This window comes from Agitococcus lubricus (assembly GCF_003051055.1).
Lineage (GTDB): Bacteria > Pseudomonadota > Gammaproteobacteria > Pseudomonadales > Moraxellaceae > Agitococcus > Agitococcus lubricus.
In genome coordinates this window covers 54084-66427 of sequence record NZ_QAON01000004.1, presented here as the reverse complement: position 1 = coordinate 66427, position 12344 = coordinate 54084, and the positions used below count along the sequence as shown (strand labels likewise).

At 43.2% G+C, this 12344-nt stretch carries 9 protein-coding genes and 1 pseudogene; 9 read left to right on the top strand and 1 reads right to left on the bottom strand.

Annotation, left to right across the window (positions count from 1 at the left end; genetic code table 11):
• The 7 genes from C8N29_RS05315 to C8N29_RS05285 all read left to right on the top strand — a co-directional run bounded on the left by C8N29_RS05315 (nucleotide 1) and on the right by C8N29_RS05285 (nucleotide 8144).
• Nucleotides 1-3207 (top strand): efflux RND transporter permease subunit, encoded by a 3207-nt coding sequence (locus C8N29_RS05315; RefSeq protein WP_107865013.1) that lies wholly within the window; start codon nucleotides 1-3, stop codon nucleotides 3205-3207.
• A 1-nt stretch (nucleotide 3208) separates the two neighbouring features.
• On the top strand, nucleotides 3209-3529 hold the full coding sequence (locus tag C8N29_RS05310; protein ID WP_107865012.1) for a DMT family transporter: 321 nt from the start codon (nucleotides 3209-3211) through the stop codon (nucleotides 3527-3529).
• 252 nt (nucleotides 3530-3781) lie between these two features.
• On the top strand, nucleotides 3782-4156 hold the full coding sequence (locus C8N29_RS05305; RefSeq protein WP_204509281.1) for a glycine zipper domain-containing protein: 375 nt from the start codon (nucleotides 3782-3784) through the stop codon (nucleotides 4154-4156).
• 333 nt (nucleotides 4157-4489) lie between these two features.
• Nucleotides 4490-5335 (top strand): DUF6502 family protein, encoded by an 846-nt coding sequence (locus tag C8N29_RS05300; protein WP_107865010.1) that lies wholly within the window; start codon nucleotides 4490-4492, stop codon nucleotides 5333-5335.
• A 239-nt stretch (nucleotides 5336-5574) separates the two neighbouring features.
• A complete protein-coding gene (locus tag C8N29_RS05295; RefSeq protein WP_107865009.1) occupies nucleotides 5575-6618 on the top strand; it encodes an Lcl C-terminal domain-containing protein in 1044 nt (347 codons plus the stop codon).
• Nucleotides 6611-7159 (top strand): Lcl C-terminal domain-containing protein, encoded by a 549-nt coding sequence (locus C8N29_RS05290; protein WP_239986962.1) that lies wholly within the window; start codon nucleotides 6611-6613, stop codon nucleotides 7157-7159. The genes C8N29_RS05295 and C8N29_RS05290 overlap by 8 nt, the downstream gene beginning before the upstream one ends.
• Before the next feature lie 25 nt (nucleotides 7160-7184).
• Nucleotides 7185-8144 (top strand): hypothetical protein, encoded by a 960-nt coding sequence (locus C8N29_RS05285; protein ID WP_107865008.1) that lies wholly within the window; start codon nucleotides 7185-7187, stop codon nucleotides 8142-8144.
• 41 nt (nucleotides 8145-8185) lie between these two features.
• On the opposite strand, the gene C8N29_RS05280 is transcribed toward C8N29_RS05285, so the two are convergent.
• Nucleotides 8186-9490 (bottom strand): TolC family outer membrane protein, encoded by a 1305-nt coding sequence (locus C8N29_RS05280; RefSeq protein WP_107865007.1) that lies wholly within the window; start codon nucleotides 9488-9490, stop codon nucleotides 8186-8188.
• Nucleotides 9491-9733: 243 nt separating this feature from the next.
• Between C8N29_RS05280 and thiC the strand changes: the two are divergent.
• Nucleotides 9734-11530 (top strand): annotated as a pseudogene (gene thiC / locus C8N29_RS05275) (phosphomethylpyrimidine synthase ThiC); the annotation flags it as partial.
• Nucleotides 11531-11661: 131 nt separating this feature from the next.
• Nucleotides 11662-12303: an NUDIX domain-containing protein gene (locus C8N29_RS05270; protein WP_107865006.1), complete on the top strand. Its 642-nt coding sequence runs from the start codon at nucleotides 11662-11664 to the stop codon at nucleotides 12301-12303.
• Nucleotides 12304-12344 lie beyond the last annotated feature (41 nt).

Below are 12344 nucleotides of genomic sequence, written 5' to 3'. Positions count from 1 at the left end.
ATGTGGTTAACCCGTTTATCGATTCATAATCCTGTTTTAGCCACCATGATGATGTTGGCATTAATGGTATTGGGGATTTTTTCGTGGCAAAAACTCAGTGTTGAAGAGTTTCCCGATATTGAATACCCCTATGTGATGATTGTTACTGATTATCCTGCTGCCTCGCCCGAAGCTGTTGAATTAGAAATTACCCGCAAATTAGAAGATAGCATCAATACCATTGCAGGGGTGCGTCGGATTATTTCCACCTCTTATGAAGGCCGTTCACGCATTGCTGTAGAGTTTGATTTAGGCGTACCCATCACCACTGCCGTACAAGATGTGCGTGATAAAGTCGCGGCGGTAAAAGTGAAATTTCGCCCCGAAATTAAAGACCCATTGGTAGAGCGTTATCGTCCAGAATCTTCACCGATTATGTCGATTGCTTTTCAATCCCAAAACTTATCACCACGCGAATTAACCACCGTGGTTGAACAACAAGTCGTCCGTCGTTTACAAAGTGTGACCGGTGTGGGTAAGGTGGAAGTTGTCGGTGGTGTACGCCGCGAAATAGCCATTCATTTGCAACCCGAACGAATGCAAGCACTGGGTGTTGGGGTCGGTGAAGTATTAGCCGCGTTGCGTAGTGATAGTGCCGATTTACCGTCTGGTACAGTGGTTAATGATGTACAAGAAAAAGTAGTCCAAGTTGAAGGCCGAATGATTGAACCCCAAGACTTTGCGCGTTTAGTGGTGGCGATGCGTGGTCAATCACCTGTGTATTTAGAGCAAGTTGCCGAGATTAGCGATAGCGAACAAGAAGCCCAATCCTTAGCGCTAGTCAATGGCCAACGTGCAGTCAGTATTGATATTGTCAAAATGACGGGTGCTAATACCTTAGCCGTGGTGGATGCGTTGCGTGTAGCCTCTGATGAATTGCGCCCCAACTTACCAACAGGCGTAAGTATGTTGGAAGTGGCGGACAGTGCCAAATCGGTACGTGCCTCTTTAAAAGAAGTGCAATCGACCTTAATTGAAGGGGCGATTCTAGCCGTGACGGTGGTATTTCTGTTTTTAGGCTCATGGCGTTCAACCGTAATTACCAGTTTAACCTTGCCAATCGCTTTATTAGGTGCAGTGTTTGGTTTGTATCTGTGTGCCTTAACGCTGAATACCATGACCTTAATGGCGTTATCGTTGTGTATTGGTTTGTTAATTGACGATGCCATCGTGGTGCGTGAAAACATTGTACGTCATGCAGCAATGGGTAAAAGCGCTTATCATGCGGCCATGGATGGCACACGCGAAATTGGTTTGGCGGTGTTAGCGACTACTTTAACGATTGTTGTCGTCTTCCTACCTGTCGCCTTTATGGGCGGTATTATTGGCCGTTTCTTTTATCAGTTTGGTGTAGCAGTTGCTTGTGCCGTATTACTGTCAATGTTTGTCAGTTTTACCCTCGACCCGATGTTGTCGAGTATTTGGCACGATCCACATGAGCACAAAGCCCCACGCACCGAAGACGAAAAACTCAATAAATTCTTACAACGTTTTGAGAAGCACCAACAGCCTAAAACACTGGTGGGGCAATATCTAGAGCAGTTTTTAACACGTTTTGATGTGACCTTAGAAAAATTTGGTCAACAGTATGCTCGTGTCATTCGTTGGGCATTAAATCATCGCCGTGAAACCTTAATTGTCGCTTTTTCTTCCTTATTTTTAGCGTTCTTTTTGGCAAAGTTTGTCGGTAAGGAGTTTGTGCCTGAGCCTGACTTAAGCGAAATTAGTGTGAAATTAGCCACGCCAGTCGGTTCTTCTTTAGCCTATACCCAACAAAAAGTTGAGCAAATAGAAGCGGTGATTCGCAGTTATGACGGTGTACAAGCCACCTATGCCACCATTAACAGTGGCATGGATGCGGGCAAAAACAAAGTCGGTATTCGGGTGCGTTTAGTGCCTAAAAAAGAACGTAAAGTTAGCCAAAAAGAATTGGTCAGTATTTTACGCCAACGCTTAAGCCAAATGGCAGGAGTTGAAATTAGTTCGGTAGCTGCTGCCAAAGAATCAATTAGTGGTGGCTTAAAACCGATTCAAATTTCCTTGCAAGGCCAAGACCTTAATCAATTACGTACTATTGCCGAAGAGTATCAAGCCAAAGTCAGCAAAATTGACGGTGTGGTTGATTTAGAAAGCTCACTCAAAGCGGCACGTCCTGCCTATGCCATTAAAGTTGACCGTGAAAAAGCGGCAGATATGGGCGTATCCATTAGTCAAATTGGTACAGCGTTACGGCCTTTATTGGCAGGCGATGCGGTCACCACTTGGCAAGATGCCCAAGGTGAAAACTATGATGTGCGTGTACAGCTATCACAAACAGACCGTCAAAACCGAGATGATATTTGGGCTTTACCCTTAACCAGTAGTCGTTTAATGAATGCTAATGGTCAACCTGAAATGGTGATGTTGGGTGAAGTGGCGAGAATTGATGATGCCCAAGGCGCATCACAAATTAATCGCCGTAATTTATACCGTGAAGTGTTGTTCTCGGCGAATGTTCAAGGCCGTCCTGCGGGTGATGTCGGGGCAGATATGCGTGAAGTAGCCAGTCAAATGCAATTGCCAGCAGGTTACCGTTTCCAAATTCAAGGCCAAAACAAAGACATGGATGAGTCTATGGGTTATGCCAAAACTGCGTTAATTTTGGCGGTGTTGTTTATTTATTTTGTGTTGGGTGCGCAATTTAATAGTTTTATTCATCCCTTAACGATTATGTCTTCATTGCCTTTATCGTTGATTGGTGTGTTTTTGGCGTTGTTTGTATGCAAAAGCACGCTCAATATTTTCTCCTTAATCGGTATTGTCATGCTTATGGGCTTGGTGACTAAAAATGCCATCTTATTGGTCGATTTTATTCAGCATTCAATTAAAGAGGGTATGAACCGTGAACAAGCCATTTTAGTGGCTGCACGCACCCGTTTACGTCCCATTTTAATGACCACGGCGGCGATGGTGGTTGGCATGTTGCCTTTAGCTTTAGGCTTAGGTGAAGGCTCAGAACAACGTGCGCCAATGGCTCATGCCTTGATTGGTGGGGTATTAACCTCAACCATTTTAACCTTAGTGGTAGTGCCAGTTTTATATACCTTGTTTGATGATTTAAGTAAGGTGTTTAAGACAAAAAATACGCTCAGCAAAGCCACACACGCTCAAGGTTTGGAGCATAAATAACATGGCAGCAGGCAGTATTTTTATCGCACTCACGGTGTTTTTTAATGTCTTTGGGACTTTTTTAGCGCGTTTACATAGCCAACAAGAAAAAATCTGGTTATTGGCTTTTGCATTAGCCTCATATACGGCCGCATTTGTCACATGGTCGAAAGTGCTTAAATATTTTGACATGGGATTTGCCTCGTCTGTCACCACAGGCACTATTTTAACCTTGTCAAATGTGATTGCTTTTGTGTGGCTCAATGAAGTTTATAGCGTAAGCAAGCTATTTTTTACCTGTTTGATTGTGGTCGGCGTGGTAGGGGTGCATGCCAGTCAGTAGGTTTTCTATAGGGTATAGGTCGCAGATATCGCATGGCGGTTGTTATAAAAAGTTTGTAAAAGTTACAGAAGGCTTACGCAGTCCATGCGTTTGGTAACGAATTGAGCAGTTCTATTACTTGCCCTTACATCATTAGGGTAAAACACTGCTATAACTTATGTAGGGGGTTCACTATAGTTCACTCATCAACTAGCCAAACAGACTCTCTTTAGCGTATCAGTGATTTATCAGAGAGTTGTAATGAGGGAATATATGATGAAAACTCATATCTTAGCGACTAGCCTATTATTAGGTGTTTTTACATCTACATCCATATTAGCCGCAGATTCAGGTTCAGTCGTCGGCGGTGCAGTCGGTGGGGCGATTGGTGCAGCGATTGGTCATGACATGAATGGGCGAGATGGTGCAATTATCGGCGCGGCGATTGGCGGGGCAACGGGCGCAGCGATTGGCTCCAGTGGCCAAAAACAAACCACCGTTGTCAAAGAGCATGTAGTCGTCCAACAGCCGCAACCTGTTGTTGTACAAAAAGTGGTTTATGTAAAAGAAGCTAAACATCATCGTGGGCATGGTAAACATAAAGGTTGGTACAAAAAACACAAACATCATCACCATGACCATCACTAAATAAACTTTTTCTCGGTGTGCAATAGTTATTCGGCAAAAATACTGTTGGCAATAAAAAAGGGCGAACCTGATAAGTTCGCCCTTTTTATTTTTACGGAAAATCAAATATGTATTAAATAATGTGTTATAGTGTCTAAAAGTGTTTTTTATCCATATCTAATGGGTTAATTATTTTTTAGTGTGGATTTTGCGAAAAAAAGCGCAAAAACCCTATAAAGTATCAAACTATTATTAGCTAACGGGTTAAAATACACAAGTAAGGAATAGAAAGCGGCTAAACCGACGATAGGACTGATGTGATTTACGTAAAAAGATGAAATTTAGGCTAACGATATGAAAGCTAAACATAGTTTATTAGTATTAGATACCGTCTTATCGATTATGCAACGTTTAGTGGCATGGTTAATTCGTCACGGTATTACCTATGTTGAGTTTGCCCAAGCCTTAAAAAAAGTATTTCTACAGCAAGCACTATTAGAAGCAGAACGATTGGGCAGCAAAAAAACGGATTCTGCCCTTAGTCTATTAAGTGGTTTACAACGTCGCGATGTACAACTGGTACGTACCGCTTTAGAAGAACAACCCATTGCAGCGATTACTCGTAGTACTGTGCCTGCGGAAGTGATTGGCAAATGGTTGGCTAATCAAGATATTTATCCTGATGCTTTGGTCTTTATGAGTGATAACCCAGAGGTCATGAGTTTTGAAAAATTGGTGTTGTCGGTTTCTAAAGATAAACATCCACGTTCAATTCTCAATGAACTCATTCGTATTAAAGTGGTTGAGTGGGATGAGGTTCAGGATACGATTTGCTTGCAACATAAGGCTTTTTTACCAGACCAAGCCAGTGAGCAACTCTATCAATTGTTTGCGCGTATTTTGAATGACCACTTAGCGGCCTCAACTTATAATTTGGAAACGGCAGGCCGAGAAAAATTTTTAGACCAAGCAGTATTTGCTGATGGTTTAGCGCCAGAATCCATTGCTATTTTAGAGCAATACTCACGCAAAAAATGGCAAGCGTTTATGCAAGAAATGCTCACCTTTGCTGACATCTTATGTGAGGCAGACAAAGTTAAGTCTAATGCAGACCAACGTTTTACTGTCGCGATGTTTAATTATGCTGAGCGACAGAACATGCCTGTGGACGTCATCCCACCTGCGCCCACGCGAGATTGAGTAAGATTTGACCGCTTTATCGGCAGATGGAGTTTATCAGTTGCGCCGTAAAATCTGATGACTACTGCGCTTAGCCGACGTATTAGGGGGGGATTGTTAGTATCCCTTTTGGCTCATTTAATCTCTATTTTGAGTCGATTGGCTGTAAAAAAATCGAAAATAAATCGTTTTGTTGAGCTATTGTTAATGTCTAAATCGTTTTAAGATACGGCTTATTTTTTGATGCGCGATGATTGATAATGACTCGTATAACCTTGCTTGTAGGACTAAGCGCCTTATTACTGGTGGCATGTAATGAAAATAATACCACCGCTGCCACGCCCTCAACTATCCCTTCAGTAAGCGCCATACAAGTGCCGACTAAGGTGTTTATTGGGCAGCCCGTTACGGTGTCTATTATTGGTAGTAAGTTGTCGCCCAATAGTGTCAATATTGAGACGGTAGCCTGTACGGATGTTGCAATCACACAACAATCGGCAACAGTATTGCGTCTCACCTGTACGCCACAAGCGCAACAAGTGCCCAGTATTCAAGTAAAAAATACACAAGGCAAACTATTACTGAAACAAACATTTATTGCGGATAGCCTAGCAACAAATGCCTTAAATGATACAGGCGTGATTGATTGTCAAACAGAGACGGATATTATTAGCTTATGTGCAGGCTCTGGCTTAGGCGAATGGTCGGCGTGGCAACAAGATGCGAATGTAGGTCGTGATTATCAAGCACAACAAGGACAATTGGCTAAATTGGGTGCAGGTGCTGCAGGCTTTGATTTTACTAAAATCGACATATCAGGGAAGCCATTAGCCGCAAATGCCACCGTGTGGCATTGTGTACGGGATAACCACACCGGCTTATTGTGGGAGGCTAAAACCAATGATGGCGGCTTAGAGGATTATGACAATACGTATACGTGGTATAATCCTGATACCGCTCAAAATGGTGGTAATTTTGGTTTAGAAAATGGCAATAAGAATACGCTAACGTATATACAAGCAATCAATCAACAAGGTTTGTGTGGCTACAAAGACTGGCGTTTGCCGACGGCTGAGCAACTACAGGGTTTAGTGCATTACGGACAGTCTTCGCCAACGATTGATACACACTATTTTCCCAACACACAAAGTGCAAACTATTGGACAGCAGAAACGACGGGTAGCTCGGGGCAGTTTGCTGTAGTTGTTATGTTTGAATTTGGTCTGGTTAGAAGTATTGCTAAAAATCAACGATTCAGTACCAACGAAAACTATATTAGATTAGTGCGAGCAGGTCATGAATAAATGTAGACATGTGTACCCTATCGCCACATTAATGATAGGACTCTTAAATAGCCCCTCTCTATTTGCCGCTTGTTTTGCCAATATCATCAGTGATACGCCTAATAGTCGCTATCAAATACAAGCTAATCCTCAAGAAGTGAAAGACCTAAAAACAGGTTTGATTTGGCAACGTTGTAGTTTAGGCCAAACGTGGAATGGTTTAACTTGTGAAGGCGAAGCATTGACCTATACTTGGCAAGAGGCTCTAAAAGCCGCTAGCGAGTTTGGGCGGGGTTACCAATTACCTAATATTAAAGAGCTACGTTCTTTAGTGAATAAAGCCTGTATCAATCCAGCAATTAACAGCTTGTTATTTCCTAATACCGCGAGCTTTCCTTATTGGACGTCAACCCCTGTTCAGTTTGAGCCAACCTATAGCTGGAGTGTGGTTTTTGGAGCACCATTTTTGCCAGAATCTTCGGCTGGTGAGACAAGTGGGTCACTGAAAAGCGATAAATATCATGTGCGCTTGCTTAAAGTATCTGATGAGTTGGCTCGCTAAGCTAGGCACTGGAGAAAAATGCGTTATGTCCAAGTTTAAGCCATTCAATCTCGTGGCATCTTTATGGTGTGTCCTTGGTTTACAACTGACAGGTTGTGGCGGTGGTGGTACGACACCTGATGTTGCAGGCGTGAGTACAGGGGGGACGGGTGGCAATATCTCGCCTAATTTAGGAGGGGGAGGTAGCTTAGACACGACCTTATTGTTAGATGCCAGTCAAACCATAGGGACGGGTGTGAATAGCGCAACGCAGCCACCTTTGTTTGGGCAAGACCAATTATTGACGGTACAGCCTCTGCGTATTCAACAAAGTGATGCGAAGGTGAGCATATTGACTAACGATGTGCCGCCTATCACGCAATATCAATTTAACACCAATTTGAAGGCAGAGGGTGTATTACCTACGGTAGATGGTGCAATTTTGTGGTTTAGCACCCCCAAGCAAACTGGTTATCAGCTTTTTTCTTTTGATGCGGGTGGTAGCCCTTTGCTGTCTAAAAATTACGGTTTGAATGGTAAAGTGTTGGCCGCCAATGTGCAGACCATCACCAGTCGCAGTTACTTTCTTAATTTATTCTTATATAACGAAAAAGACGCAGAAAAAATCAGTCAGTTTATTCGTGTCAAAATTATTGACGGGGATATTACCACCACGAATCAAGTGAATAATATCACTCATGTTTTGGTTGCAGCCAACATGCATGACAATACCATGTTATGGATAGATGCAGACAATCAGCAGAAGCAGTCGTTGAACGTCATGCAATGTACGACGGATAAGCTAGATTGTCAGCGTTATCCTGTGTTGAGTATCAAAGGGGCAGTTTTAACAGATAATACCAGTCCGCGTAGTGCGCAAACCACTCTATCTGTCGTGGGCAATCAGTTTTTTGTTTATAGTCAGTTAGATGGTCAAAAATGGCTGAGTAAATATGCCATCAGTGGTGCAAATGTGGTATTGGTTGAGCAGAAGGCCGTCGAGTAATCAACAGACTGTGTGCTGTGTACGCACACAGTCCATCAGGCTTACTGACCAAGCCAGCCATTTAGCTCTTTAATGTCGACTTCACTGAGCTGACCTGCAGATGCACGCAACTTAATCGTATTAATCACATAATCATAACGTGAGTTTGCATAGTCGCGTTTTGCGGCATAGACATTACGTTCGGCAAGTAACACATCGACAATATTCCGTGTTCCTACATCATAACCTGCTTTGGTAGCGGCTAGAGCGGCTTCGGCAGATTTCATGGCTTGCTGACGTGCCGTGACACGATAACTGTCGGCAGAAGCTGTTAAAAAGGATGTACGTGCCAGTGTGGTTAATTGCCGTTCGATAGCACTGATTTGGTCTTTAGACGCATCACGAGCATAATGGGCTTGTTTAATAGCATTTTGTGTGCGGCCACCCGCATAAAGCGACCATTGTAATTCGATGCCTGCGGTGACTTGGTCTGCATTGTTAAATGAACGGCTATTATCACTGCCATTATCCACTTTTGCAAAACTACCGACAAAGTCTACGGTCGGTAAATAACCCGCTTGTTGCTCGCGAATGACATCTTCGGCTGCTGCGTAATTAAAGCGTGCTGCCGCGAGCTGGGGATTTTTTTCGTGTGCGAGTTTCACCCAATCATCGGGGTTATTGGGTTGTGGTGGGGTCACAATAAAATCACTGCGTAAGCTGCTCAACGTACTGTTATCGTTGCCAATAATGGCACTGAGCGCCTCGCGAGCACTAGACAAATTCACTTCTTGGCTGATTCTTCCCGCCGTCGAGCCATCCAGTTGCGCTTGTGCTTCTAGTACATCGGTTTTGGCAATTAAGCCCACATCAAAACGCTTTTGTGCTTGTTCGAGCTGGCGTTTTAATGCCGCTTCTTCGGCTTTGGCAGCCGCTAGGGTTTCTTGTGCACGTAATACATTAAAATACGCTTCACTGACGCGTAACACTTGTTCTTGTTGTTTTTGTTGATAGTTAGCCTCATTAACGGACGTCAATGATTTGGACTTTTGGTAAGCATTCCATAAATCAGCACGATACAGGGGTTGACGTACTTGTAGGGCGTATTGTTGGCCTGTGTAGTCAAAACTATCACTCAATTCGGGCGAAATATTATTACGATTGAGACTGGCTGAGAATCCAACGGTGGGTAAAAGCGCACCACGGCTGATACTTTCTTTTTGATTTTCAGCAAGGTATTGATTGGTGGTCGCAGACCATTGTGGGTCATTTTTAAGAGCAAGCTCATAGGCCTGCGCTAAATCTAAAGCATAAGCGGGTGCGGCAAATGCCGTTAACATCAAAGCGGGTAAAACGAATGAACGCATAGCAACATACCGATGAGTATGGAAAGTATGTCGAGGGTATTGGTTTATGCGCGTTAAAGCAATATCCGAGACACAAATTTACATCACTTTGCCTTGTCCAGTTCCTTGCCTAGTGGCATCTGATGGAGGACAAGGGTATAGTCGCCACATTCTTTTATGTCCTCGATTAATACAGACTATAGTATGACCACATCTCATTTTTTAAGCGAAAACGCGCAAGTTGATACCGCCGCCATTCAGCCTTTACCTGCCTCACATAAAATTTATGTGCAGGGTTCACGTCCAGATATACGTGTACCCATGCGTGCGATTCATTTAGACGATACCCCCACCGCTTTTGGTGGCGAAAAAAATCTGCCTGTGGTGGTCTATGATACATCAGGTGCTTATACCGACCCCAATATCACTATTGATATTCGTCAAGGTTTGGCAGGTATTCGTGATAATTGGATTATTGAGCGCGAAGATACCCAAGTTTTAGACGGTTTAAGCTCGTCTTATGGCCGTCAGCGCGAAAAAGATATTGCCTTAGCGCCGTTGCGTTTTGGTCATTTACGTCAGCCACGCCGTGCGTTAGCAGGTAAAAATGTCACGCAAATGCACTATGCCAAACAAGGCATTATTACCCCCGAAATGGAATTTGTTGCCATTCGTGAAAACTTAAAATTACAAGAAGCTCGCGCCAATGGTTTATTAAATCAGCATGAAGGTCAATCGTTTGGTGCGGCGATTCCCAAAGAAATTACCCCCGAATTTGTCCGTCAAGAAGTGGCTTTAGGTCGTGCGATTATTCCTGCCAACATCAACCATCCCGAATTAGAGCCAATGATTATTGGCCGTAATTTCTTGGTAAAAATTAACGGTAATATTGGTAATTCAGCCCTTGTTTCTTCCATCGAAGAAGAAGTCGCCAAAATGACGTGGGCAATTCGCTGGGGTTCAGACACAATCATGGATTTATCGACAGGTAAAAATATCCATGAAACCCGTGAATGGATTTTGCGTAATTCACCTGTCCCCATTGGCACAGTACCGATTTATCAAGCACTCGAAAAAGTTGATGGTATTGCTGAAAATTTAACATGGGAAATCTTCCGTGATACTTTAATTGAACAAGCCGAGCAGGGTGTCGATTACTTTACCATTCATGCTGGGGTGTTGTTACGTTATATCCCTATGACCGCTAAACGCTTAACAGGTATTGTCTCGCGTGGTGGCTCAATTATGGCCAAATGGTGTTTGGCACATCATAAAGAAAACTTTTTATATACCCATTTTGACGAAATTTGCCAAATTATGAAGGCTTATGATGTGTCGTTTTCGTTGGGTGATGGTTTAAGACCTGGTTCAATTCAGGATGCCAATGACGAAGCGCAATTAGGTGAATTAAAAACCTTGGGTGAATTAACCCAAATTGCGTGGCAACATGATGTACAAGTGATGATTGAAGGGCCTGGCCATGTGCCAATGCACATGATTAAGGAAAATATGGATTTACAATTAAAATGGTGTCACGAAGCACCATTCTATACGCTTGGGCCATTAACCACCGATATTGCACCAGGTTACGACCATATTACCTCCGCAATTGGTGCCGCGATGATTGGTTGGTATGGCACTGCGATGTTGTGTTATGTCACGCCCAAAGAGCATTTAGGTTTACCCAACAAAAAAGACGTTAAAGACGGCATTATTACTTATAAAATTGCTGCCCATGCCGCTGATTTAGCCAAAGGTCATCCAGGTGCTCAAATTCGGGATAATGCTTTGTCAAAAGCTCGTTTTGAATTTAGATGGCAAGACCAATTTAATTTGAGCTTAGACCCTGATACTGCACGGAGTTTCCATGATGAAACTTTGCCCAAAGAAGCCCATAAAGTCGCGCATTTTTGCTCGATGTGTGGGCCAAAATTCTGTTCTATGAAAATTACTCAAGATGTGCGTGATTATGCGGATAGTCTGGAGGCACAAGCCGAAGGCATGAGCCAAAAGTCAGAAGAGTTTAAAGCGCAAGGCAGTGAAATTTATAAGGTGGTATAACTCCAATATAAAACATGAGTAGCCCGTGTGAAGTGAAACGTAACACGGGTTGTTGCTTCCTGTATTTCGCTACGCTGCATACAGGCTACTATTAATAGAGATGTAACGCATTGAAAAAAGGCTAAGATAACATGGAACAAACCCTATTTAAGCAAACACACGATGTTGAACACGTCGAACGTAAAACCTTATTTCAAGGCTTTAACCGTATTGATGTTTTACGCCTCAAACACCGTTTATTTTCGGGGCAGATGGGGACGGTGATTCAACGTGAATTAATGGTGAAACCACAAGCAGTGGGCGTATTGATTTATGACCCAGTCTTAGCGTCCGTGTTGTTGATTGAGCAATTTCGTGTTGGGGCATTAGCCGAAGACAATCCTTGGCTATTAGAAATAGTGGCGGGGTTGGTCGATGCAGAACAGGAAAGTTTAGAACAAGTTGTACGCAGAGAAGCGCAAGAGGAAGCAGGTATTAGTTTACTGCATCTTGAGTTTGTGCAGCGCTTTTACTTAACGCCAGGTTGTAGCAGCGAGTGTTTACATCTCTTTGTCGCCCAAGCGGATTTAAGTCAAGCGGGTGGGATTTATGGTTTGCCCGAAGAAGGGGAAGATATTCGTGCCTGTGTGGTTGAGATAGCGCAATTGCAAGCCTATTTGACACAAGGACGATTAATCAATGCCACGACGGTCATTGCCGCTCAATGGTTATTGTTAAATGAGGTCAAATTACGTACACGTTGGCAAAAAAAAGAAAATTTTGCCGATTTGTAGATTGAGTCGCTGGAAAAAAGTTGTATTCTTACGTTTAATAC